Source organism: Microbacterium sp. Z12_35, assembly GCF_058310475.1.
The window spans coordinates 486,470-509,313 of the sequence record NZ_JBZEGJ010000002.1; the positions used below are offsets into that span (position 1 = coordinate 486,470).

General features: G+C 69.0%; 23 protein-coding genes. 15 read left to right on the forward strand and 8 right to left on the reverse strand.

The features are described from left to right. The first annotated feature begins 140 nt into the window (after positions 1-140). From AC4FS1_RS15175 to AC4FS1_RS15185, 3 genes are all read left to right on the forward strand, one after another. Positions 141-1,796, forward strand: a complete 1,656-nt coding sequence (locus tag AC4FS1_RS15175) for an ABC1 kinase family protein (RefSeq protein WP_491156506.1) — start codon at positions 141-143, stop codon at positions 1,794-1,796. An 87-nt stretch (positions 1,797-1,883) separates the two neighbouring features. Next, positions 1,884-2,618 (forward strand): ABC transporter ATP-binding protein, encoded by a 735-nt coding sequence (locus AC4FS1_RS15180; protein ID WP_491156508.1) that lies wholly within the window; start codon positions 1,884-1,886, stop codon positions 2,616-2,618. Continuing rightward, positions 2,618-3,439, forward strand: a complete 822-nt coding sequence (locus AC4FS1_RS15185; RefSeq protein WP_491156510.1) for a hypothetical protein — start codon at positions 2,618-2,620, stop codon at positions 3,437-3,439. The genes AC4FS1_RS15180 and AC4FS1_RS15185 overlap by 1 nt, the downstream gene beginning before the upstream one ends. Before the next feature lie 197 nt (positions 3,440-3,636). On the opposite strand, the gene AC4FS1_RS15190 is transcribed toward AC4FS1_RS15185, so the two are convergent. Next, entirely contained in the window at positions 3,637-4,296 is a 660-nt protein-coding gene (locus AC4FS1_RS15190) for an FMN-dependent NADH-azoreductase (RefSeq protein ID WP_491156511.1), read from the reverse strand. A 76-nt stretch (positions 4,297-4,372) separates the two neighbouring features. On the opposite strand from AC4FS1_RS15190, the gene AC4FS1_RS15195 reads away from it, so the two are divergent. Beyond that, positions 4,373-4,708 (forward strand): winged helix-turn-helix transcriptional regulator, encoded by a 336-nt coding sequence (locus AC4FS1_RS15195; protein WP_491156513.1) that lies wholly within the window; start codon positions 4,373-4,375, stop codon positions 4,706-4,708. A gap of 21 nt (positions 4,709-4,729) precedes the next feature. On the opposite strand, the gene AC4FS1_RS15200 is transcribed toward AC4FS1_RS15195, so the two are convergent. From AC4FS1_RS15200 to AC4FS1_RS15225, 6 genes are all read right to left on the reverse strand, one after another. Then, positions 4,730-5,752 (reverse strand): NADPH:quinone reductase, encoded by a 1,023-nt coding sequence (locus AC4FS1_RS15200; RefSeq protein WP_491156514.1) that lies wholly within the window; start codon positions 5,750-5,752, stop codon positions 4,730-4,732. A gap of 9 nt (positions 5,753-5,761) precedes the next feature. Beyond that, complete coding sequence (locus tag AC4FS1_RS15205) at positions 5,762-6,163, reverse strand: 4-fold beta flower protein (protein WP_491156516.1); 402 nt, start codon at positions 6,161-6,163, stop codon at positions 5,762-5,764. A gap of 82 nt (positions 6,164-6,245) precedes the next feature. Then, on the reverse strand, positions 6,246-7,562 hold the full coding sequence (locus tag AC4FS1_RS15210) for an FtsX-like permease family protein (RefSeq protein ID WP_491156517.1): 1,317 nt from the start codon (positions 7,560-7,562) through the stop codon (positions 6,246-6,248). Further along, complete coding sequence (locus AC4FS1_RS15215; RefSeq protein WP_491156519.1) at positions 7,559-8,254, reverse strand: ABC transporter ATP-binding protein; 696 nt, start codon at positions 8,252-8,254, stop codon at positions 7,559-7,561. Before AC4FS1_RS15215 ends, AC4FS1_RS15210 begins: the two co-directional genes overlap by 4 nt. A gap of 107 nt (positions 8,255-8,361) precedes the next feature. Further along, positions 8,362-9,888: an amidohydrolase family protein gene (locus AC4FS1_RS15220; RefSeq protein WP_491156521.1), complete on the reverse strand. Its 1,527-nt coding sequence runs from the start codon at positions 9,886-9,888 to the stop codon at positions 8,362-8,364. Positions 9,889-9,907: 19 nt separating this feature from the next. After that, a complete protein-coding gene (locus AC4FS1_RS15225; protein WP_491156523.1) occupies positions 9,908-10,429 on the reverse strand; it encodes an Lrp/AsnC family transcriptional regulator in 522 nt (173 codons plus the stop codon). A 171-nt stretch (positions 10,430-10,600) separates the two neighbouring features. Between AC4FS1_RS15225 and AC4FS1_RS15230 the strand changes: the two genes are divergently transcribed. The 7 genes from AC4FS1_RS15230 to mmsB are packed head-to-tail and all read left to right on the forward strand — an operon-like array spanning position 10,601 to position 17,938. Beyond that, entirely contained in the window at positions 10,601-10,894 is a 294-nt protein-coding gene (locus AC4FS1_RS15230) for a hypothetical protein (RefSeq protein WP_491156525.1), read from the forward strand. Next, entirely contained in the window at positions 10,891-11,997 is a 1,107-nt protein-coding gene (locus tag AC4FS1_RS15235) for a thiamine pyrophosphate-dependent enzyme (protein WP_491156527.1), read from the forward strand. The genes AC4FS1_RS15230 and AC4FS1_RS15235 overlap by 4 nt, the downstream gene beginning before the upstream one ends. Further along, entirely contained in the window at positions 11,994-13,007 is a 1,014-nt protein-coding gene (locus AC4FS1_RS15240; protein ID WP_491156529.1) for an alpha-ketoacid dehydrogenase subunit beta, read from the forward strand. Before AC4FS1_RS15235 ends, AC4FS1_RS15240 begins: the two co-directional genes overlap by 4 nt. Positions 13,008-13,018: 11 nt before the next feature. After that, positions 13,019-14,335 carry a dihydrolipoamide acetyltransferase family protein gene (locus AC4FS1_RS15245; protein WP_491156530.1) on the forward strand — a complete coding sequence of 439 codons (1,317 nt, stop codon included), beginning with the start codon at positions 13,019-13,021 and terminating at the stop codon, positions 14,333-14,335. 12 nt (positions 14,336-14,347) lie between these two features. Continuing rightward, on the forward strand, positions 14,348-15,847 hold the full coding sequence (locus AC4FS1_RS15250) for a CoA-acylating methylmalonate-semialdehyde dehydrogenase (protein WP_491156532.1): 1,500 nt from the start codon (positions 14,348-14,350) through the stop codon (positions 15,845-15,847). Between the two features lie 14 nt (positions 15,848-15,861). Continuing rightward, positions 15,862-16,992 carry an acyl-CoA dehydrogenase family protein gene (locus tag AC4FS1_RS15255; protein ID WP_491156534.1) on the forward strand — a complete coding sequence of 377 codons (1,131 nt, stop codon included), beginning with the start codon at positions 15,862-15,864 and terminating at the stop codon, positions 16,990-16,992. Positions 16,993-17,032: 40 nt separating this feature from the next. Further along, the gene (gene mmsB / locus AC4FS1_RS15260) at positions 17,033-17,938 is read left to right on the forward strand and encodes a 3-hydroxyisobutyrate dehydrogenase (RefSeq protein ID WP_491156535.1); all 906 of its coding nucleotides are present in this window, start codon (positions 17,033-17,035) and stop codon (positions 17,936-17,938) included. Positions 17,939-18,012: 74 nt separating this feature from the next. On the opposite strand, the gene AC4FS1_RS15265 is transcribed toward mmsB, so the two are convergent. Next, positions 18,013-18,462, reverse strand: a complete 450-nt coding sequence (locus AC4FS1_RS15265) for a VOC family protein (protein ID WP_491156537.1) — start codon at positions 18,460-18,462, stop codon at positions 18,013-18,015. Between the two features lie 318 nt (positions 18,463-18,780). Here AC4FS1_RS15265 and AC4FS1_RS15270 point away from each other — a divergent pair, with 318 nt between their 5' ends. The 4 genes from AC4FS1_RS15270 to AC4FS1_RS15285 all read left to right on the forward strand — a co-directional run bounded on the left by AC4FS1_RS15270 (position 18,781) and on the right by AC4FS1_RS15285 (position 22,819). Beyond that, complete coding sequence (locus AC4FS1_RS15270) at positions 18,781-19,560, forward strand: SDR family NAD(P)-dependent oxidoreductase (protein ID WP_491156538.1); 780 nt, start codon at positions 18,781-18,783, stop codon at positions 19,558-19,560. A 4-nt stretch (positions 19,561-19,564) separates the two neighbouring features. Continuing rightward, positions 19,565-20,692 (forward strand): zinc-dependent alcohol dehydrogenase, encoded by a 1,128-nt coding sequence (locus AC4FS1_RS15275; RefSeq protein WP_491156540.1) that lies wholly within the window; start codon positions 19,565-19,567, stop codon positions 20,690-20,692. Between the two features lie 77 nt (positions 20,693-20,769). After that, on the forward strand, positions 20,770-21,828 hold the full coding sequence (locus AC4FS1_RS15280) for a 2,3-butanediol dehydrogenase (protein WP_491156541.1): 1,059 nt from the start codon (positions 20,770-20,772) through the stop codon (positions 21,826-21,828). A gap of 16 nt (positions 21,829-21,844) precedes the next feature. After that, entirely contained in the window at positions 21,845-22,819 is a 975-nt protein-coding gene (locus tag AC4FS1_RS15285; RefSeq protein ID WP_491156543.1) for a zinc-dependent alcohol dehydrogenase, read from the forward strand. Positions 22,820-22,844 lie beyond the last annotated feature (25 nt).

Below are 22,844 nucleotides of genomic sequence, written 5' to 3' on the forward strand. Positions count from 1 at the left end.
CCGATGACCGGCAGCGCGGATGCCGCACACCGGGTATCCTTGCCCGCGCAAAGGGGGGTCGGCGACAATGACACGATGGCGCAATCGAGGGTGACTTCCCCCTGCATCCCGTCCCTCCCCGGCACCGGGTCTGCCCGCAGGTGAGGACCCACTTCAGCAGGTATCAGGAAATCGCCGACACGCTGGCTCGGCACGGGCTCGGTTTCCTGGCCGGAGCCACCGGCATCAGCAAGTGGGTGCCCACCCGTCGCGGTCGCGACGCAGCCCACCCGAGCACTCCGCCGTACACGGTGGCGCAGCGGCTCCGCGTCGCCCTCGAGGAGCTCGGCCCCACCTTCATCAAGCTGGGCCAGCTGCTCTCCACTCGACCCGACCTGCTGCCGCCCGCCTACATCATCGAGCTGTCGAAGCTCCAGGATGCGGCGCCGCCGGTGCCCGCCGCGGACGTCCGGGAGATCATCACACACGAACTCGGAGCCGAGCCGGAGGAGCTGTTCGCCGAGTTCCAGTGGACTCCACTGGCGTCCGCATCGATCGGGCAGGTGCACGCCGCGAGGCTGGAGGACGGTACCTCGGTGGTGGTGAAGGTGCGCCGCCCCGATGCCGTCCGGCAGGTGCAGGAAGACCTGGAGATCCTCAACAGCCTCGCTGCCCGCGCGGCCCGCGCGTGGGCGCCGGCGCGGGCCTACGACATCCGGGGTATCGTCCGGGAGTTCTCGCGGACCCTCCGGGCCGAGTTGGACTACCACCGCGAGGCACAGAACGCGGAGCGGTTCGCCGCGCAGTTCGCCGACCGGCCCGAGGTCCTGATCCCGCGGGTCTTCTGGGAGAGAACCACGTCACGCGTCCTCACGCTCGAGCGGATGACGGGCATCAAGATCAATGATCTCGCCGCCCTCGACGCCGCCGGTGTCGACCGGCGCGCTCTGGCGCGCAGCGGGGCCGACATCGTGCTGAGCATGATCTTCGAACACCGCTTCTTTCACGCCGACCCCCACCCGGGAAACCTCTTCGTGCACCCGGACGGGCGCATCGCGCTGATCGACTTCGGCATGGTCGGTGAGATCACCGAGGAACTTCGCGACCGGTTCGCTGACTTCCTCATCGCGTTCACCCTCCGCAACCCCGATAGCCTGGCCGACGCGCTGGAGGGTGTCTCGGTGACGAGGGGCAACGTGGACCGGTATGCCTTCCGCGAAGCGCTGACGTCGTTCATCGCCCTGTACGCGGATCGTTCGCTCAGCGAGGTCGGGTTCGCCCGCCTGGCGAGCGAATTGCTCGTCGTGCTCCGGGAGCAACGGCTGCAGATGCCGCGTGAGGTGTCCCTGATCTTCAAGGTCCTCATGATGATCGAGGGCATGGGCGTGCAGCTCGACCCGGAGTTCGACCTGACCTCCGTGCTCACTCCGTACACCCGGCGGCTGGTGCGAGAACGGTTCGCTCCATCGGCCATCGCGAACCGTGTTGCCCGTGCGTCCGCCGACGCCAGTGCCCTGGCACTGGAGCTGCCCACGCGCCTCCGCCGGGCGATCGACGACCTGGACCGCAACGGCTTGCAGGTGCACCTGCGGGCGGCAGAGCTGGAGCCTCTCGTCGCCCGGGCCGAGCGGATCGGGAACCGGCTCGTCGCCGGGGTTCTCACCGCCGCCGTGATCAACACCGTGGGCAAGCTCATCGCGGGAGACTCCCGGTGGCGTTCCCGGCAGAGCACCCTCCTGGGCGCCGGCGTCACCGTCGTCACGACGTTGAGCGGGTACCTGCTGTGGACGGCGCGGCATCGCTCAGGGCCGAGCTGACCTCCGCTGCCTTTCCATCCGCTCGGACAGGGGCGGACTGTCCTCCGGGACGGGGTGCCCGGTGGCCGTCGCGAGAAGGCTGAGGGCATGGACGAAAACACTCCCTCAGCCATCGCCGTCCGCGGGCTGACCAAGCGCTTCGGAACGCACGCGGCCGTGGAGGACGTCGGGTTCGACGTCCGCGCCGGTCGGGTGACCGCGCTGCTCGGGCCGAACGGCGCCGGCAAGACGACCACCCTTCGAATGATCCTCGGGCTCGTCGCCCCCGACGCCGGTACGGTGTCGATTCACGGCCGCCCCTACTCGGCGCTGCCGCATCCCGGACAGACCGTCGGCGCCATGCTCGACGGCGGCGGCCTGCACCCCGGACGTAGCGGCCGAAACCATCTGCGCATCATCGCGTCGCAGATCGGCGCCTCGCCCGAGCGCGTGGACGCCGTACTCGAGGAGGTCGGGCTGACCTCCGCCGCACGACGGCACGTGTCGGGGTACTCGCTGGGCATGAAACAGCGCACCGCGCTGGGAGCCGCGCTCCTCGGGGACCCCGAGATCCTCGTCCTCGACGAGCCGGCCAACGGCCTCGATCCGGAGGGTGTCCACTGGCTGCGAGAACGCCTCCGGGCGTTCGCCGACGGAGGCGGCACCGTGCTGATCTCCTCACATCTGCTGTCGGAGATCGCACTCATCGCGGACGACGTGGTGGTGATCGCGCAAGGGCGCGTCGCCGCAGCGGGCGACATGGCGTCGCTCGTGGCAACACACAACGGAGACCTCGAGCGCTTCTATCTCGATGTCACCTCGACAACGGATGGAGTGCACTGATGTTTCGCGGAGAACTTCTCAAGCTGACGACCACGGCGGCGACGAAGGTCGCTCTGGCCGTCGGGATCATCGGGCTGATCGGCACGCAACTCACGCTGGTCACCCTGCTTCCTGCTCTGGAGAGCGGCGCCATCGGTCCCGGCGCCGCGGCTCTCGACGGTGACCTGCCTGCATACGACCTCTCCACGGCCGCCGCGCAGTTGGCCGCCTTGAGCCCACTCGGCGTCAGCGAAGGGGGCGGATCGCTGGGTATCGCATCGCTGGCCGTGCTCGTGCTGGGTGTGCTGGCCGGAACGACCGACTTCCGGTTCGGCGGCATCGTACCGACAGCCCTCGCCGAGCCTCGTCGGGGCCGGATCCTCGCCGCGAAGGCGCTGGCCACCGGTGCCACCGGGCTGGTTCTGGGGCTGGCCTATGCGTTGGTGAGCCTCATCACCCTCCTCTTCTCCCTTCCCGCTGCCGGCGCCACGCTCGTTCTCGGATGGGGCGAGATCGCGACCGTGCTCGCGCAGGGTGCCGTCGTCGTCGCGCTCCTGGCGCTGGTGGGCCTCGGTGTGGGCGTGCTGGCGCGTAACCAACTCGCGGGCGTGTTGATCATGCTCGGCGTGGTCGTGCTCGAGCTGCTGGTGCAGAGCTTCGTGGGCCTTGCCACCGGCACGCAGCCGGTGTGGGGGCAGCTGCTCCCGCTCACGCTCAGCCAGACCGCGATCGGCGCCACCCCCGGAGCCATCGCCCCGCTGGCCGCGCTCGCCGCTCTCGCCGGATGGGTCGTCATCGTCCTCGGAGCGGCCACCGTGGCCCTTCGTCGCCGCGACCTCTGACCTGTCCGCCCGGGCACGACGAAGAAGCCCCCGCCGAGCCGCCTGAGAACGCGGCTCGGCGGGGGCCTCGTCGTGGACGGGGACTCGGCAGGCTCTCCTCGCCCCGGGCGAGGACATCCGCCGGCGCGAGGACGAGATCGGCCGTAGCGGGCCTCGCTTCAGCCGATCTCCTCGGCTCAGGCGAGGAGGGCCCTGCCTCAGGCCGCGGACTGGTTTCGACGCAGCTCGGCCAGCTCGCGGCCCGACCGGCGTGCGCCGGTCTCGGCCTCCGACTTGATGGTCGCGGCCACGTCGGCGAACGCGTCGAGCGCGGAGTCCACGCCCACGAGGGTGAAAGGCCGCTGAACGACCCGCAGGTCAAGCCCCCAGACGTCTTCGAGCACGCGGCGAAGCCAGCCGGTGGAGTGGTCCCACCCCTCCTTGGGGCTTCCCGGGTTGTAGTTGCCGCCCAGCACCGTGACCAGTGTGGCCGGCTTTCCGCGCAGCGCCGTGCCCCGCGGGTTGATGCGGGGGTCGGCATAGGCCAGGTCGAACCAGATCTTGAAGTGCTGGGAGACGCCGTAGTTGTACAGCGGAACGGCGAAGAGGAGTGCGTCCGCGCCGATGAGCTCGTCGGCGATGGAGGCGGCGAGGGCGATCGCTTCGCGCTGCCCTTCGGTACGCTCCGACTCCGGCAGCTGCGAGCCGACGACGGCGTCCTGCCAGGCGGTCGACCGGATCGGGTTCGCCGCCAGGTCGCGTCGCATCACGGTCGAGTCGGGGTGAGCGGACGTCCACTCCTGTTCGACGAGGTCGCCGAGGGACCGGCTTGAAGAGGTGGAGGGAAGGATGCTGGCATCCAGGCGGAACAACGTCACGTGAACTCCCGAAGTTTGTATTAGTCGCTAAGAAAAACAGAGCGATTCGTCGAGGCTAGCACGGTAGAATCGAGGCATGGATGCGGAGTTGCAGGTGGCGCACGACCCGCGCGTCTGCGATGCGGCCGTGACTCTCGCGTTCTCCGTGCTGGGCAAACGGTGGAACGGCATGATCGTCGACGGGCTGAGCGGCGGGGCGCTCTCGTTCGTTCTCCTCCGCCGCGCCGTCCCCGGCATCAGTGATGCCGTGCTGTCGGATCGGCTGTCGGAGCTGGCCGACGCGGGGCTCCTCTGCCGCGCCGTCGAACCCGGCCCGCCGGTCTCCGTCGCGTACGCTCTCACACCGGCGGGCGAGGAGCTGGTACCCCTGCTCCAGCAGCTCGGCCGGTGGGCTGAGAGGAACCTCGTCTGAGCGCGCCGACCGGTGACCGCCTTACAGGTCGGTCACTCGGATGAGCACCTTGCCGACCGCGCCCTGCTCGACCGCATCGTGCGCAGCGGCGGTCTCGGCGAGCGGGAACCAGGTCAGCGGCAGTCCGGCGTCCTCGCCGACGGGGAGCGCGCCGGCCTCCAGAGCCGCGGTGATGTCCGCTGCGGCTGCCTCCCACGCCTTCTGGCCCACCGTGTAGAGCAGAACTCCCTGCACGCGGACGTTCTTTGCGAATGTCGGGCGTGAGGGCATGGAGAAGCGGTCGCCGCCGTCGTCGGCGTAATAGGCGATCGAGGCATGATTGGCCGCCACGGCGGCATCGATCCCGGCGTTCGCGGCGATCGAGACCTCGACGATGTGGTCGACGCCGCTCGGCACGATCTCACCGATCCGCGCGGCGACGTCCTCCCGCGTGTAGTCGATGACGTGCTGTGCTCCCGCGGCGCGGGCGAGAGCTGCCTTCGCGGGCGAGGAGACGGTGGCAAGAACGGTCGCGCCCGCCCAGCGTGCAAGCTGGATTGCCGCGTGCCCCACCGCGCCGGCGCCGCCCGCAACGAGGACCGTGCGGCCGGCGAGCGCGCCGGGATGCAGACGCCCCGGCCCGTCCTCGTGCACCGTGAGCGTGCGGTGCGCGGTCATCGCCGGGACTCCGAGCGACGCGCCGACTGCCATGTCCACGCCGTCGGGGAGCCGCACAGCACGCTCCGCCGGGATCACGACCTGCTCTTGCGCGGTGCCCGTGGGGCGCTGATGCTGCGCGAGGTAGATCCACACCCGGTCGCCGACGCTGAGGCCGCTCACCCCGTCGCCCACGGCATCCACGATCCCGGCGCCATCCTGATTCGGAACGATCTCGGGAAAGTCGTCCCGCCGGGTGGACCCTGTTCGCGCCTTCCAGTCCGTGGGGTTGACGCCGGACACGACGATCCGTACGCGTACCTCGCCGGGGCCGGGTTCGCTGGGTTCACGGTCGACGAGGGAGAGGACCGAGGAGTCGCCGGGAGAGGAGTACGCGATCGCTTTCATGCCCGCACGTTACAAGCCGAGAGTACGGCTGGGCGAGGCGCCCGCCTCGGCCTCCTGGCGGAGGTAGGTGTCCCATTCGCGCTCGCTCCACAGCGGAACGAAAGGCACCCGGCTCATCCGTCGGGAGAAACTCGGCTTCCTCGGAATCGGGCCTGTCACGGGGCTGCGCACCGGATCCTGCACCTTCGGCTTCGCGGGGCTGCCCACCGCTCCGGTCGTCCAGGCGACCACGCATCCGGCGGCGTCACGGAACTGTCCGCGTTCGAGCCATCCCACATGGGCGCCGTCGGAGGCATACACAGCCCCGTCGCGGCTCCAGCCGATCGGCTGGCCGTCGGCGGAGTAGAGTCGGTCGGCTTCGGACCAGCCCGTCACACGACCCTCGCGGTTGAAGATCGGCGAAAGAGTCATAACCTGAGCCAACCAGGTCCACCGCTCCGCGGCAACTCCCCGTGGCGTGCGGCGCGCCGAAAGGATGCGCGGAATCCGACATTCACGCCGCAGCGAACGCGCGGCGGAGGATGGGCCGGGTCGCCCGGGTGCTGAGCCACACGATCCCGATTCCGACCGCCACGACCGTCGCGATCGTGAGGAGCGACACCGGGGCGGTGATCAGCGCGATGCCCAGCAGCGGGAAGATCATCGCGCCCGCGCAGAGGGCGGAGCCGATCGCGGTGAGGAGCAGGGGGCTCATGATCGCGCGCCGACGTGCCTGCTCCACCGTTCCGACGGGCATCCCCAGCCGGTGAAGGCTCCGGTGCAGCTCCTGGCGGTCCAGGATCTCGGCGGCCTGGTTCACCCCCACGGACGACGCGACCATGAGAAACGACGCGACGAGGGTGATCGTCACACCGGTGCGGATGTCGGCGGCCAGCTGGACGTCCTCCGTTGCACCGGTGCCCATGACCTCGAGCGCCGCGACCGCGGTTCCGGCGAACACCGCGATGAAGCTCGTCATCGCGATCCCGCTGACCTGACGCCAGGCCGCCTTCGGTGACTCGAGCACCGTCCGCGCCGAGAGCAGGTGGTGGGGCTGGTTCGCGCGGCGCAGCTGTCGCCGGGCCTGGACGCCCAGTACCCACGGGCCGACGACGTTGAGCACCCCGAAGGCGACCGCGAACACGATCGTCAGCACGACGATGGTCGGCAGCATCCCTGTCGCATGCGGAACCACGGAGATGAGCACGAACGCGGCGACGAGGGCGATCACGGTGACGACCGCGCGCATCCAGTGCGCTTTTCCGGCCACCGCGCGCGTGCGCACTCCCAGCGGCGAGATGACGACCTTGCGCAGTCCGACAGCGGCACTCCCGGCGGCCAGGAGCACGATCCCGGCGACGACCGCGACGACGGTCGGTGCCGGGAGGAGGACGGAACCGGCCCCGAGCGCTTCGCCCCGGAACGGGATGAGCCCGACCAGCGGAACCAGCAGGAGGTGGAGGACGAACCCGACCACGGCGCCGATTGCGGCGAGGGCGACGGACTCCACGACGGTCGCCACCACCACGCCGGCGGGCGAGACGCCCAGCAGCCGAAGGGTCGAGAGCCGCTCGTCCCGGCGCCGGGCCGACAGTCGCGCGGCCGCCCCACCCAGGGTGACAAGGGGCACCACGAGCAGCACGAGCGCGATGGCGGCCAGCGCGTGATAGATCGGTGCCTCGGGGTCCGTCCACGTCCAGAACGACTGCGCGCCGCCCACGACGGTGAGAACCAGAGCGCTGACGGTCGCAAAGGCGACGATCGGCAGGGCAAGCACGTCGTTCTGGCCCGGGGACGGCCGCATCAGCAGCATGAGCACGCCGGGGTTCATGCCGACACCCCCTCGGTGACGAGACGTCCGTCGCTGACCGAGACCGTCCGCGAGCAGCGCGCGGCGACGTCGGCGTCGTGCGTCACCACCACAAGGGTGCGCCCCTGCTGGGTCGTCGCCCACAGGAGGGCATCCATGACGTCGGACGAGGTCCGTGAGTCCAACGCCCCGGTCGGCTCGTCAGCGAACACCACCTCCGCGCCGGTGACCTGGGCACGCGCGATGGCCACCCGCTGCGCCTGCCCGCCGGAGAGTTCGCCGATGCGGCGATCTTCCCAGCCGGCGAGTCCGAGGGCGCTGAGCCAGGATGACGCGCGCTCCATCGACTCGGCACGTCCGCGCCCGGTGATCATCACGGCGATGGCGACGTTCTCGATCGCCGTCAGCTCGGGGATCAGAAGACCCTGCTGGAAGACGAAGCCGAAGCTCTCCCGGCGGAGCCGGGATCGGCCCGTCTCTCCGAGAGCGGTGACATCGACGGACGCGCCGGCGGCCGAGGCGAAGGCGACCCGACCCTGATCGGGCTGGATGATTCCCGCGAGCACGTGCAGCAGGGTGGTCTTGCCCGATCCGGACGCCCCCATGACCGCCACCGACTCCCCGCGACGGATGGTGAGATCCACTCCGGCGAGGGCCGGGGTCGATCCGAAGGTCTTGACGAGTCCGCTGGCATGCAGCACTGAGGAATTCATGATCCCAGCCTCGCCGTCGCCCGCCGCGGTGTCGTCGTCCGGGGGAGTGACGTCCTGAGTCCCGCGTCATCCTCGGGGCTGACATCCGCGGTGGGCCGCGGGGGCCGTTACCGCACCGCGCTGCGGACCGCGCGGCCGGGGCGGCTGGATGCCACGATCCCGCCGTCGCGCACGACGAAGGCCCCACCGACCAGGACGTGCCGGAAGCCCGTGGACGCCCTCATCTCCTCGAACGTCGCCAGGTCGGAGACGGTCTCGGGGTCGAAGATGGTGAGGTCTGCGTCGGCTCCCACCTGCACGCGACCCTTGGTGCGCATCGCCGGCACGGATTCCTGCAGAAGCGAGGCCGGAATATAGGTGACACGGCGGACGGCTTCGGCGAGCGTGAACACGCCCAGGTCGCGGACGAGCCAGGCGAAGAGGCGGGCGAAGCATCCCGCACTCCGCGGGTGGGCGACGGCCCCTTCCGGAACCGGCCACTCGTCGTGGAGGCGGCGCGCGCCGTAGGTGAGAGGCATCGCATCGGAGGCGATCGCCCCGCCGGGAAGGGTGAGTCCGCGCATCAGCATCGCGAACTGCGTCGGGTCGTCGGTGTCGAGGAAGTCGATGATGCACAGACCCGCCGGGTCGGTGCGACGCAGCGCGGCCAGACGTTCCGCATCGGCGACGCGCTCGCCGGTGGGCAGGTACTGGATGGACTGCGGCGTGATGCCCAGGCGATGCAGGCTGCCCGGCTCCAAGAAGGCGGCTCCCACGCCCGTCGACCCGCGAGGGTAGGGATAACCCTCCGTCGTGACGCGGTTCCCGCGGGACTGGGCACCCTCGACGGCGGCCGCGATGTCGTCGATGCGCTGAAGCGAGGTGCTGTTGATGTGGCAGATGTGCAGGGCCGCCCCCGTACCCGCGGCAGCCGCGATGATCTCCAGAACGCCGTCCAATGACGAGCCCGGCTCGACGTTCGACATCTGTCGCGCGTGGGTGAAGGCGGGCACCCCCAGCTTCTCGGCCAGCAGGGCGGTGCGATAGAACTCGTCGCGTCCCGACTGCGGCGAGTACCCCAGGAGGACCCCGATGCCGATGCCGCCTTCGAGAACCCCTTCCTCCACGCGGTCCAGGATCGCGGACACCTCGCGATCGGTGGCGAGGGAATTCCAGCGCGGGCCGGTCAGGTTGTCCTCGAACAGGTGGATCGGTTCGGGGAGGGGCTCGGGCGAATTCGCGCCGGGGAGCTCGACACCATCCACCACGTGCATCCGTGCCAGCGCCCAGGACGATGAGAACCCGAAGTTGATCGGTCGGCCCTCCGCCTCGGCGCGCTCGTAGACGAGGCCGACCGGGAGGGCTCCGCCCTCCAGGTCCAGAGCCGTGGTGACGCCGTCCTGCGCTTGCAGCAGTGCCCCGGTCGGGGACTGAGCGTGGCTGTGGAGGTCGATGAACCCGGGCGATACGACGCATCCGCTCACGTCCACGATCAGATCCGAGGCCGGATGCTCCGCACCGACGTAGCTGATCGAGCCGTTGCGGATGCCGACGTTGCGGATCGCATCGAGCCCGGTCTCCGGATCGATGACCCGCCCCCTGACGAAGAGCACCTCGCAGGGCTGCGCCGGAGACTGGTCGACAACCTCGAACACGGATGCGCTCCCAGCGGTACTAGCGGCCGGGGGCCGCGTGGAGGTCGGTCGGCGCCGGATTGGCACGCCCCCAGCCCGACTCGCGGGTGAGTTTACGCAGGAGCGGTGCCAGGCGGTAGCGGACGGGCGTGGAGACCGTGAAAGTCGACGTCGTCTTGCGCACCCCCTCGATCGCGACGATCGCCGCCGTGAGCACCTGAAGCTCCTCGAGCGAGCCGATCCCCACGTGCGCGAGCAGGTCCTCCCGGCCGGCCTGGATGCGCACTTCGAGGACCTCCGGTAACGCATGCAGCCCGCGCACGATCGAACCCATGCGTCGCTGGTCGATCTCGAGCGTCACGAGCGCTTCGACCGGCGCTCCCATCTTGCTCAGATTGACGATGGGCTGGAAGCCGAGCAGGACGCCCTCGTCCTCCAGCTTGCGGAGCCGAAGCTGCACGGTGGTCCGGCTCACCCCGAGGTCCGCGGCGAGTTCGGCGATGCCGATGCGCGCATTCTCGGCCAGCTTGCTGATGATCTCTGCGTCGAGCCTGTCGATCATTGGCAATTCGCACACCTCCGGGGGACATGGTCGGCATTAAGTCTCCGAAGTGAATAGTTGCGAACACATCACTTGACACTGTGCCTAGGTATTTCCAACATAGCTGACACTGCAGTTGTTTTCCGGGGCGTCGCGAGCGAGCCGGGGCGTCGCTGAACGAGGAGGTCGTCGATGAGCACAGTCGTGCAGGGGCGGCCGTCGACGGAGGATGTCCGACGCTCCGTTGTCACCGTGACGGTCCACGGCAGCGACGCCGAAGGTCTCCTGCGCCTGGTGTCGATCTTCCATCGCCGCCAGGTCGAGATCCTCCAGGCCACCTACTCCTCGGCCGGGTCCTTCCGGCGGATGGAGGCGACGGTGGAGACCACCGAGCCGCGCCTGCACACGCTCGCCCTCACCCTCTCGAACACCGTCGGCGTGACGGGATACGAGGTCACCGTGCCCACGTCGCAGGAGCCGTCATGACCGCCCCCGCTCTTCCCCGGCTGATCTCGCCCGCGCGACCCGAGCCGGCCCTCCCCGCGACACAGTTCGTGGCGCCGGACGGCCAGCTCACGGTCGAGGGCGCCGAGCAGGGAGTCGACGTGGTGCTGGCCCGCCAGCTGTACCGCGACATGGCGCGGGCGCGCCGATTCGACCGGGAAGCGCTCGCCCTGCAGCGGCAGGGCGAGCTGAAGCTCTGGCTCATGTCCTGGGGGCAGGAGGCGGCTCAGGTCGGCTCCGCTCGCGCACTGCGCGACTCCGACCACATCTTCCCCAGCTACCGCGAGCACGCCGTGGGGCTCGTGCGCGGGCTCACCCCGAGCGAACTGATGGCCCAGTGGCGAGGGGTCACTCATGCCGGGTGGAGCAGCGAGCAGTCGAACTTCCACATCTACTCGCTCGTGCTCGGCACGCAGACGCTCCACGCCGTCGGCTACGCGGCCGGCGTCGCGCTGGAAGGCGCGGACGAGGTCGTCGCGGTGTACTTCGGTGACGGCGCGGCGAGCGAAGGCGACGTCAATGAGGCGCTCAACTGGGCGGCCGCCGCGCGGCTGCCGGTGCTCTTCTTCGTACAGAACAATCAGTGGGCGATCTCCACCCCGACACACACCCAGATGGGATCGCCGCTGCATCGGCGCGCGGCGGGCTTCGGGATCCCCGGCTTCCACGTCGACGGCAACGACGCGCTGGCGGTGCACGAGGTGACCCGCCAGGCGGTCGAGTACGCGCGCTCGGGCAACGGCCCGGTGTTGGTCGAGGCCCAGACGTACCGGTTGGCCGGCCACAGCAGCTCCGACGATCCGAAGCGATATCGCGACGATTCCGACGTGGACGCGTGGACCGCGCGCGATCCGCTGACCCGACTCCGCGTACTCCTCGAGACCACCGGGACACCCGCCCGATGGTTCGATCGCCTCGACGAATCGTTGGAGAAGCTCGCCGAGACGACCCGCGCCGAGTGTCGCGCGCTCACCGGCCCCGACTTCGACGACCTGTTCGATGCCGTCTACGCCGAACCGCATCCGCTTGTGGAAGAGGAACGCCTGGAGCGGGCGCGCCGAGCCGCCGGAATGGAGGGGATGTGAGCGCCGTGCTCGATTCCGTGAACGCGGTGGAGGACACCCTGGGAACCCTCACTCTCGCGAAGGCCCTCAACGCCGGCCTTCGCCAGGCCATGGCGGACGATGATCGTGTCGTCCTCATGGGGGAGGACGTGGGTGTGCTGGGCGGGGTCTTCCGTGTCACCGACGGCCTGCGCGCCGAGTTCGGCCCTCGCCGGGTCATCGACACCCCGCTGGCGGAGTCGGGGATCATCGGAACCGCCATCGGGCTCGCCCTGCGCGGATTCCGTCCGGTGTGCGAGATCCAGTTCGACGGATTCGTCTACCCCGGGTTCGACCAGATCGTCAGCCAGCTGGCGAAACTGCGCGCGCGATCGGGCGGGCGCATCGCGCTTCCTATCGTCATCCGCATCCCCGCCGGCGGCGGCATCGGGGCCGTTGAGCACCACAGCGAGTCGAACGAGGCGTACTTCGCGCACACCGCAGGTCTCCGGGTGGTCTCGTGCTCGAATCCTGATGACGCGTACCACATGATCCAGCAGGCGATCCGATCCAATGATCCGGTCATCTTCTACGAGCCCAAGCGGCGCTACTGGGAGAAGGCTCCCGTGCGGACGGAGCCGAGCCGAACCCTCTCCGAGGCCGCTGTGGTCAGGGAGGGTACCGACTGCACCCTCGTCGCTCACGGCCCGTCGGTCGCGACCGCGCTCGCCGCCGCACAGGCCGCGGAGGAAGACGGGTTCTCGGTGTCGGTCGTCGATCTCCGCTCGATCTCGCCGCTGGATCTGCCGCTGCTGCGCGAGAGCGCCCGCCGTACCGGGCGCATGGTCGTCGTGCATGAGGCCTCGACGTTTCTCGGAATCGGCGCGGAGATCGCCGCCGCCGTGACGGAGGCGTGCTTCTACGAGCTGGAGGCACCGGTATTGCGCCTGGGCGCCTACAACATGCCGTACCCCGCGGCGGACCTCGAGGACCACTTCCTGCCCGACGTCGACCGCATCCTCGATGCCGTCGACCGCGCGCTCAACTTCTAGAGAGGCCGACAATGCCCGTCGTGGAATTCGCACTCCCGGACGTGGGAGAGGGGCTCACCGAGGCCGACGTCCTGACCTGGCTCGTGGCCGAGGGTGACCCCGTCGGCATCAACGATCTGCTCGTCGAGGTGGAGACCGCCAAAGCCGTCGTGGAGCTTCCCTCGCCGATCGCCGGTACGGTGCTGTCGATCCATGTGGATGCCGGCACCACGGTGCCCGTCGGAACCGTTCTCGTCACCCTGGGCGACAGAAGCGACGTGTCCGCCGTCGGCGTCCAGCCCTCCGCACCGGCCGCACCGGACTCGGCGGCGGAGTCGGCCCGCACGGCAGAGGAGCGGACGGAAGCGGACGAGAAGCCGCTCGTCCTGGTCGGCACCGGGCCCACCGCAGCCCAGCCGCGCAAACGGCGGCTCGGAGTCTCCGGGGCGGCCTCCCTGTCCGCCGACGCACCCGACCGTCCCCGCGCGAAGCCGCCCGTGCGGGCCCTGGCCAGATCGCTGGGCGTCGACCTTGCGGGGGTCCCGGCGGATGCGTCCGGCGTCGTGCATCGCGATGCTCTGCTGGCAACGGCCGCGGCGAGCGAGGATGCGGCGTCCGCGTCCAGCCCCGCGGCATCCCGCTCGGCGGAAGGCGATCTGCGCATCCCTATCCGGGGGGTCCGGAAGGCGACGGCGGAGGCGATGGTGCGCTCCGCGTTCACCGCTCCCCACACGACGGTCTGGCTGACGGTGGACGTGACGCCGACGATGGACTTCCTCGCCCGGCTGAAGGCCGATCGAGCATTCCAGGGGGTCCGGCTGAACCCCCTTCTCCTGGTGGCGCGGGCATTCCTGCTCGCCATCCGCCGCCATCCCGCCATCAACGCCTCCTGGGACGAAGCGGCGCAGGAGATCATCCAGTATCGACATGTGAACCTGGGCATCGCCGCCGCGACCCCACGCGGACTGCTCGTGCCGAACATCAAGGCCGCGGACACGCTGGACCTCGCCGGCCTCGCCGACGCCCTCGGTCAGCTGGTCGAGAAGGCGCGGGCGGGCCGGACCAGTCCGGCGGAGATGAGCGGGGGAACTCTCACCATCACGAACATCGGCGCGCTCGGAGTGGACGCGGGGACCCCCATCCTCAACCCCGGCGAAGCCGCGATCCTCGCCTTCGGCGCGATCCGGGAGATGCCGTGGGTCGTGGCGGGCACAATAGTGCCGCGCCAGGTCACCCAGCTCGCGCTGTCGTTCGACCACCGGTTGGTGGACGGCGAACTCGGATCTAGCGTGTTGGCGGAGCTCGGTGCGATTCTCGCGGATCCGGCACGTGCCCTGACCATGGTCTGACTGAAGGAGAACGTGATGAGAGAACTGACCCATTTCGTCGGGGGGAAGCACGTCGCCGGCACTTCCGGCCGCTTCGGAGACGTGTTCGACCCGTCGACCGGCGAGGTTCAGGCGCGCGTCCCGCTGGCCAGCGCCGCGGAGGTCGAAGCCGCGATCGACAATGCCGAAGAGGCACAGCTCGTGTGGGGCGCGTGGAACCCGCAGCGCCGTGCGCGGGTGCTCCTGCGCTTTCTCGACCTCATCGCGAAGGACATGGATCACCTGGCCAGGCTCCTCTCCAGCGAGCACGGCAAGACCGTCGACGATGCCAAGGGCGACATCCAGCGCGGCGTCGAGGTGATCGAGTTCGCCGCGGGTGCGCCGCACCTTCTCAAGGGCGAGTTCACCACCGGCGCGGGCACCGGCATCGACGTGCATTCGCTGCGCCAGCCACTGGGCGTGGTCGCCGGCATCACGCCGTTCAACTTCCCGGCGATGATCCCCCTGTGGAAGGCCGGACCCGCCCTCGCGGCGGGCAATTCCTTCATCCTCAAACCCAGCGAGCGCGACCCCTCGGTGCCGTTGCGCATCGCGGAGCTGTTTCTCAAGGCGGGCCTTCCGGAGGGCGTCTTCACCGTGGTGAACGGTGACAAGGAGGCGGTGGACGCGCTCCTGCACGACGACCGGGTGAAAGCGGTGGGGTTCGTCGGATCGACCCCGATCGCGCAGTACATCTACGCCACCGCGGCCGCGAACGGCAAGCGCGCGCAGTGCTTCGGCGGTGCCAAGAATCACATGATCGTCATGCCGGACGCCGACCTCGAGCAGGTGGCCGATGCGCTGATCGGCGCCGGCTACGGCTCCGCCGGCGAACGCTGCATGGCGATCTCCGTGGCCGTGCCCGTGGGCGAAGCGACCGCGGACGCCCTCTCCGTCAAGCTCGCCGAGCGCATCACCTCACTGAAGATCGGTCCGGCGCTCGCCGAGGGGGTCGACTACGGCCCGCTCGTGAGCCGGGACGCCGTCGAGCGCGTCAGCGGGTACATCCAGAAGGGCATCGAGGAGGGCGCCACGCTCCTCGCCGATGGTCGGGGCCACACCGTCGAGGGCTACGAGAACGGCTTCTACCTGGGACCCACGCTTTTCGACCACGTCACCACCGACATGACGATCTACCGGGAGGAGATCTTCGGACCCGTGCTCGTCATCGCTCGGGCGGATGACTACGAGCAGGCGCTGGCCATGGCATCCGATCACGAATTCGGCAACGGCGTCTCGATCTTCACGCGGGACGGTGACGCCGCCCGGGACTTCTCCACGCGCGTGAACGTGGGCATGGTCGGCGTGAATGTTCCGATTCCCGTGCCGATCGCCTATCACACGTTCGGCGGCTGGAAGCGGTCAGGATTCGGTGACCTCAACCAGCACGGTCCCGACGCGTTCCGGTTCTATACGAAGACCAAGACGGTCACGACCCGCTGGCCGTCGGGTATCAAGGAAGGAGCAAGCTTCGTCATTCCGACGATGCACTGAACATGTACGCGCAGATGACAGACGAACGCGCCGCCCTCGTCGAAGCGGTCCGTGACTTCTCCGATGTCGCCTTGGCTCCGTATGCCGCCGAGTGGGACGCGCAGAAGCATTTCCCCGTCGACGCGCTGGCCGCGGCGGGCGAGCTGGGACTCGGCGGCGTGTATGTACGCGAGGAGAGTGGCGGCGCCGGCCTCACCCGACTGGATGCGGTCGCCATCTTCGAGGCACTGGCCGGCGGCGACACCACGATCGCCGCCTACATCTCCATCCACAACATGGTCGCGTGGATGATCGATTCCTTCGGCACGCCCGCCCACCGGGAGGAATGGCTTCCCGGTCTCACGGCGATGACCCAGCTGGGCAGCTATTGCCTCACCGAGCCGGGCGCCGGTTCCGACGCGGCGGCGCTCACGACATCCGCGCGGCGCGAGGGCGACGAATACGTGCTGAACGGCGTGAAGCAGTTCATCTCGGGTGCCGGCTCCTCGGCGGTCTACGTCGTGATGGCCCGTACCGGTGCGGCGGGGGCGGGCGGGATCAGCGCCATCCTCGTTCCCGACGGCACGCCCGGTCTGAGCTTCGGTCCGAACGAGAAGAAGATGGGCTGGAACGCCCAACCGACGCGTCAGGTGATCCTCGAAGACGTGCGGGTGCCCGTCTCCTCTCGCCTGGGGGAGGAGGGCGACGGTTTCGGTATCGCCATGAAGGGCCTCAACGGCGGCCGTCTCAACATGGGCGCCGTCTCGCTGGGCGGGGCGCAGTGGGCATTCGATCGTGCGCGCAGGTACGTTCAGGACCGCCACGCCTTCGGAGCGCCCCTCGCCGCCAACCAGAGCGTGCTGTTCACCCTCGCCGACATGGAAACGCAGTTGCAGGCCGCTCGCGCCCTCCTCGAGCGCGCTGCCAGCGACCTCGACGCCGGGGCACCCGGGGTGGCCGCATCGTGCGCGCTGGCGAAGCGGTTCGCCACCGACGCGGCATTCGAGGTCGCCAATCAGGCGCTGCAGTTGCATGGCGGGTACGGCTACCTGCAGGAGTACGGAATCGAGCGTGTGGTGCGCGATCTGCGGGTGCACCAGATCCTGGAGGGTACGAACGAGATCATGCGTCTCATCGTCGGGCGCAGTCTCCTGGACCCCCGATGACCCTCCGCACCCAGGTGACCCCCACACCGAAGGAGAAGAAATGACCACGATCGCGTTCCTCGGACTCGGCCACATGGGCCTGCCGATGGCGAAGAACCTCGCCGCCGCCGGGCACACCGTGACCGGATTCGACGTGGTCCCGGCCGCACGGGAGGCTGCGCGGACGGCCGGGATCGCGGTGGCGGCCACCTCCGGCGACGCGGTGGCCGACGCCGAGGTGGTCGTCACGATGCTGCCCACCGGCCGTCACGTCATCGATGCGTACACCGGCGGCGAGGATGCGCCCGGTCTGCTCGCATCCGCACGGCCGAACACCCTCTTCATCGATTCGTCGACGATCGCCGTCGACGAATCCCGCGCCGCGCACGCGCTCGCCGCCGCGGCGGGACATCGCAGCCTGGATGCTCCGGTGTCCGGGGGCGTCGTGGGCGCGGAGGGAGCGACCCTCGCCTTCATGGTCGGAGGGTCGGAAGAGGCGTTCGCTGCCGCCTTGCCTCTCCTGGAGCGCATGGGACGGCGCATCGTCCACTGCGGGGGACCCGGCCTCGGACAGGCGGCCAAGGTGTGCAACAACATGATCCTCGGTGTCACCCAGATCGCCGTGGCGGAGGCCTTCGTTCTCGGCGAGCGCCTCGGCCTGTCGCATCAGGCGCTGTTCGACGTGGCCTCCAACGCGTCGGGGCAGTGCTGGGCGCTCACGACGAACTGTCCGGTGCCGGGGCCGGTGCCCACGAGCCCGGCCAACCGTGATTACCAGCCCGGCTTCGCCGGCGCCCTCATGTCGAAAGATCTCGGGCTGGCCGAGGCGGCGATCGACCTCACCGGCGTCGACGCGAAGCTGGGCATGCTCGCGCGAGAGATCTATCGCGAGTTCGCCGATGGGGCGGGCGGCGCCCAGGACTTCTCCGCGATCATCCACACCATCCGCGCGGACAGCACGAGCTGACCTGACCGCGGTGAGTGGCCCGGTGTCACTCCTCCCGCGGTTGAGACAGCACGTGCGCCGTCAGCGGGGGTGGGTTACGCCTTCGGGTACTGCCAGATCTCCAACTGGATCCCATCGGGGTCGCGCAGGTACGCCCAGCGAGACCCGGCGACATCCCCCTCGGTCAGGGTGACCGGGGGGCCGCTGAAGACCGCACCGCGGCTGCTCAGGTCGTGGAACGCCGCCTCGATATCGTCCACTTCGAAGCAGATGTGCGAGGCGCCGACATCTGCATTCGTGCGATCCCAGTCCTTGCCGGCGGGACGGTGATACTCCAGGAACTCGATGTTGACGTTCCCGACCCGGATCATCGAGAACGACAGCTCGGCTCCAGGCACCTGCACTCCGCGCTCCAGCTCGGGCCCGGATCCCTGATTGATCGGCCCCGGAGTGAACCCGAACATCCGTGAATACCATTCGAACGACCGCTTCATGTCGCGAACGGTGATGCCGACATGGTGGACGCCCTGGATGGCGAAGGTCATGGCAACTCCTTTGTTGTGTGCAGCCGCGTCTGTTTGTGCAGCCGCGTCGCGGACTCTCATCCGCTCACACTCAACACTATTGCCACCGCATCCGCCCACACCGTGTCAGGCAGCGGAGACCGTGCGCTCCCCGCGGCCTGCGGATGCCCGGAAATCAGCAGAGATCGGCCGCGTGCGGTCCGACCGCACGCTGCCGAGCCGAGGAGCGCGTGTTCAATGAACCTCATCGGGATGTCGGCGCAGTTCAGTTATAGTGAACAGCTGTCGGTCCGGTTTCCACATGGCGACGGACCTGGTCAGGAATCAAAGGAGCATCCAATGACAGGACGGCTTGAAGGCCGCACGATCGTGGTCACCGGCGCAGCATCGGGCATCGGCGCCGCGCTTGCGAAGGGCTTTGCCCACGAGCGAGCGAACGTCGTCATCGCGGACCTCAACATCTCATCCGCGGAAGCGGTCGCGCAGGAGATCACCGAGTCCGGCGGTCAGGCGACGGCGGCCCGCGTGGACGTCACGGATCGCGAATCCGTGCGCTCCGGCATCGCCGCTGCGGTGGCCGCGTACGGCCGCCTGGATGCGTACTTCAACAACGCGGGCATGAACGCCCCGATGAAGTTCCTGGACATCAGCGAGGAGAATTTCGAGCTGGTGATGAAGGTGAACGCGCTCGGAGTCCTCATCGGGACACAAGAGGCCGCGAAGCAGTTCATCGCCCAGGGCGGCGGCGGCAAGATCGTCAACACCGCTTCGATCGCCGGGCGTCAGGGCTTCTCGAGTTTCGCGCCCTACAGCGCCGCGAAGGCCGCTGTCATCTCCCTCACTCAGGCCTCCGCGCGCGCTCTCGCCGCCGACCGGATCACGGTGAACGGCTTCGCTCCCGGTGTGGTCGCCACGCCGCTCTGGACGAAGCTGGACCGAGAACTGGACGAGATCGGTGAGGGTCAGAACGGCTTCGACTCCATGTCGAGCGGCATCATCCTCGGGCGCCCCGCAGACCCGGAGGACATCGTCCCGACGGGCATCTTCCTCGCAGCCAGCGACTCCGACTACATCACCGGCCAGATCATCCCCATCGAAGGCGGCATGATCCTCGTCTGACCGGTTGAGCGTCCGCAGAGATCTGGAGAAGAACGTGAACGTCACCATGGCCAACGGCACTGACGAAACGATGACGGCGGCCGTCTACCACGGTCGCGGCGACGTGCGCATCGAGCGACGTCCGATCCCGACGGCCGGCGAGGGCCAGGCGCTGCTCAAGGTCCTCCGCAGCGGCATCTGCGGAACGGATGCGACGGAGTGGAAGGCCGGGCCGATTCTGTTCCCGATCGAGCGCGCCCACCCGCAGAGCGGCCACCAGGGTCCCCTCATCCTCGGCCACGAATTCATCGGCGAGATCGTCGAGCTTTCGGCTGGCGCCGACGACGGATTCGCCGTCGGCGACCGTGTGGCCTCCGGCGCGGGTGTCTCGTGCGGCGAGTGCCCACGGTGCCTGGAGGGGCGGACGAACCTCTGTGATCGCTACGCCACCTACGGACTGAATATCGACGGCGGCCTCGCCGAGTACGTCGCGGTACCCGTCTCGACGTTGGTCCGTGTCCCGGAAGGCTGCAGCCTCGACGCCGCCGGGGTGGCGCAGCCACTCGCGGTGGGCCTCCACGCGGCACGGCAAGCCAAGCCCCACGAGGGCGACCGGATCGTCCTCTACGGCGCCGGAGCGATCGGTACGTTCATCCTCGCCGGGCTCGTCTCGCTGGTCAGCGCGGACATCACGGTGGTGGACTTCGCCGGGGAGCGCCTGGATCGCGCGCTCCGCCTCGGGGCTACCCGGGTGGTCCCCGTGGATGCCATGACGCCCACCAACCTCCGCGAGGTCGTGGGCGCGCGGGGCGCGGACATCGTCATCGAAGCCACGGGCGCGTCCGGCCAGTTGGCCGCCGCACTCGATCTGGTGCGGCCGGGAGGAACCATCCTCGCCGTGGGACTGCCCGCGACGCGGCAGGAGATCGATGTCCACCACCTCGTGCTGCAGGAGGTGACCATCGCGACGACCGTCGCCCATGTCTGCCACCAGGACATGGCTCCGGCCCTCGAGATCCTTGCGTCGACCAACCTCGGGGAAGAACTCGTCGAGGCCGTGTACGGTCTGGACGCGGTCCCGGACCAGATCGCCCGACTGGCTCACGGGAAGATCACCGGCAAGGTGCTGTTCGACCCGACCCGCACGTTGTAACCGTCGACGTTCGATCCGTCGAATATCGACCCCCATCCAGACCACGACCCCATCAGACAAAGAGAGATGGTTCTGCCATGAGAGCGGCTGTTTTCCACGATGCGAAAGACATCCGAGTAGAGGATGTCGCTGAACCGGGATCCGTCGGCCCGCACGAGGTGCGGCTGAAGCCTTTCTGGTGCGGGATCTGCGGAACGGATCTCCACGAGTACGCCGTCGGCCCCATCGTCATCCCCACCAGCCCGCATCGGCTCAACGGATCGGTCGCGCCCCAGATCCTCGGCCACGAGTTCTCCGGGGAAGTGCTCGAGGTCGGTGCAGCAGTCCGCTCGGTACGCGCCGGAGATCGCGTATCCGTCATGCCACTGCTGTTCTGCGGAACCTGTTACTTCTGCCAGCGCGGACTCAACCACCTCTGCGTCTCGATGGCGTGCATCGGTCTCAGCGATTCCTGGGGAGGCATCGCCGAACAGTGCGTGGTGCACGAGTCGAAGGTCGCCAAGCTGCCCGACTCCATGAGCGACATCCAGGGCGCTCTCGTCGAGCCGACCGCCGTCGCCGCCTACGGCGTGGACAAGGCCGGCGTGCGACCGGGCGACACGGTGCTGGTGACGGGACTCGGGCCGATCGGGGCGCTCGCGTCGATGTACGCGGCGTCGCTGGGGGCCACCGTGTACATGTCGGAAGTGAATCCGAAGCGTCAGGAGCTCGCACGGTCGCTCGACGTGGGCGAGCTTCTGGATCCTCGTTCCACGGATGTCGCCGCAGAGCTCAAGGACCGTACCGGCGGTATCGGAGTCGATGCCGTCATCGAATGTTCGGGCAATGAGGTCGCGCTGCAGACCGCGCTGGCGTCCGTTCGCGCCTCCGGCACCATCGCCCAGACCGGACTGCACACGAAGCCGGCGGCGATCGATCCGATGGTGCTGTCGGAGCGTGACATCACGCTGCGCGGAACCTGGTGCTATCCGGTCACCGACTGGCCGCGCATCATCGACCTGATCGGGCGCGGGCGGCTGGATGTCGAGAAGGTCGTCAGCGCGCGGATCGACATGGCTGACATCGTCTCTCAGGGCTTCGAAACCCTGCTCTCCCCCACGGGGGACCAGATCAAGGTCCTGGTTCGCGCACACTGAGAGGCAAGGTAGTCACATGAAGGCATTGCGCTTCGAATCCGCCGGCGATCCGTCGATCGTCGACCTGCACACACCGGAAATCGGAGAGGACGAGGTGCTCGTCGCGGCTCGTTCCGTGGGCGTCTGTCATTCCGACATCGAATTGCTCGAGGGCCGCTACATCATCCCGTTCGAGTATCCGATCATCCCGGGCCACGAGTGGTCCGGTGAGGTGGCGGCAGTCGGCTCGAAGGTCACCCGCTTCGCGCCGGGGGACCGGGTCGTGGGGGAGTGCGTGATCGGGGACGATCACTTCGGGTTCTCGATCAGCGGCGCCGCCGCCGAACTGTTCGTCGCGAAGGAGTCCTGGCTCCACGAGCTGCCCGACGCGGTCTCCTGGACGAACGGCGCGCTCGTCGAGCCCTTCAGCGTGGGCTACTACGCCCTCATGCGCGTCGGCAACGTGAACGCCAGCGACACGGTCGTCGTGCTCGGTGCCGGTCCTGTGGGCCTCGCCGTCACGGCAGGTGCGGTCGCCCTCGGTGGGCGCACGATCGTGGTGGAGCCCAGCGCACACCGTCGCGAGAAGGCTCTGGCACTGGGCGCGTACCGCGCGATCGCCCCCGAGGAACTGGAGTCCGTGCTTGCCGACGAAACCGGCGGGCGAGGCGCGAGTGTGGTCATGGAGGCTACCGGTCGACCGGAAGTCATGGCTCAGGCTCTGGAGATCGCGGCCTTCAAGGGCCGCATCGGGTACATCGGGATCGACGTCGGTCGGGAGGCTCCCGCGAAGCTCGGCCTGATCCAGTCCAAGGAGCTGACGATCACCGGTTCGATCGGATCCCCCGGCGTGTGGCCCGAGACGCTGCGGTTCATGGCGCAGACGGGAATCGACCTGTCGTCACTGGTGACCCAGCGATTCGGCGTCGATGACGCGATCGCTGCCCTGGAGGCGGCGCAGCGGCCCTCGGAGACCATCAAGGCGCACATCGAGTTCACCGCATCGGTCTGACAACGGATACCGGCTCCTCACGCCA

Coding starts and splice junctions, on each gene's coding strand:
- AC4FS1_RS15225 (WP_491156523.1), bottom strand. CDS start 10,429: ATGATCGACAGGCTCGACGCAGAGATCATCAGCAAGCTGGCCGAGAAT.
- AC4FS1_RS15180 (WP_491156508.1), top strand. CDS start 1,884: ATGGACGAAAACACTCCCTCAGCCATCGCCGTCCGCGGGCTGACCAAG.
- AC4FS1_RS15235 (WP_491156527.1), top strand. CDS start 10,891: ATGACCGCCCCCGCTCTTCCCCGGCTGATCTCGCCCGCGCGACCCGAG.
- AC4FS1_RS15185 (WP_491156510.1), top strand. CDS start 2,618: ATGTTTCGCGGAGAACTTCTCAAGCTGACGACCACGGCGGCGACGAAG.
- AC4FS1_RS15215 (WP_491156519.1), bottom strand. CDS start 8,254: ATGAATTCCTCAGTGCTGCATGCCAGCGGACTCGTCAAGACCTTCGGA.
- AC4FS1_RS15230 (WP_491156525.1), top strand. CDS start 10,601: ATGAGCACAGTCGTGCAGGGGCGGCCGTCGACGGAGGATGTCCGACGC.
- AC4FS1_RS15265 (WP_491156537.1), bottom strand. CDS start 18,462: ATGACCTTCGCCATCCAGGGCGTCCACCATGTCGGCATCACCGTTCGC.
- AC4FS1_RS15245 (WP_491156530.1), top strand. CDS start 13,019: ATGCCCGTCGTGGAATTCGCACTCCCGGACGTGGGAGAGGGGCTCACC.
- AC4FS1_RS15255 (WP_491156534.1), top strand. CDS start 15,862: ATGACAGACGAACGCGCCGCCCTCGTCGAAGCGGTCCGTGACTTCTCC.
- AC4FS1_RS15195 (WP_491156513.1), top strand. CDS start 4,373: ATGGATGCGGAGTTGCAGGTGGCGCACGACCCGCGCGTCTGCGATGCG.
- AC4FS1_RS15270 (WP_491156538.1), top strand. CDS start 18,781: ATGACAGGACGGCTTGAAGGCCGCACGATCGTGGTCACCGGCGCAGCA.
- AC4FS1_RS15205 (WP_491156516.1), bottom strand. CDS start 6,163: ATGACTCTTTCGCCGATCTTCAACCGCGAGGGTCGTGTGACGGGCTGG.
- mmsB (WP_491156535.1), top strand. CDS start 17,033: ATGACCACGATCGCGTTCCTCGGACTCGGCCACATGGGCCTGCCGATG.
- AC4FS1_RS15280 (WP_491156541.1), top strand. CDS start 20,770: ATGAGAGCGGCTGTTTTCCACGATGCGAAAGACATCCGAGTAGAGGAT.
- AC4FS1_RS15285 (WP_491156543.1), top strand. CDS start 21,845: ATGAAGGCATTGCGCTTCGAATCCGCCGGCGATCCGTCGATCGTCGAC.
- AC4FS1_RS15200 (WP_491156514.1), bottom strand. CDS start 5,752: ATGAAAGCGATCGCGTACTCCTCTCCCGGCGACTCCTCGGTCCTCTCC.
- AC4FS1_RS15210 (WP_491156517.1), bottom strand. CDS start 7,562: ATGAACCCCGGCGTGCTCATGCTGCTGATGCGGCCGTCCCCGGGCCAG.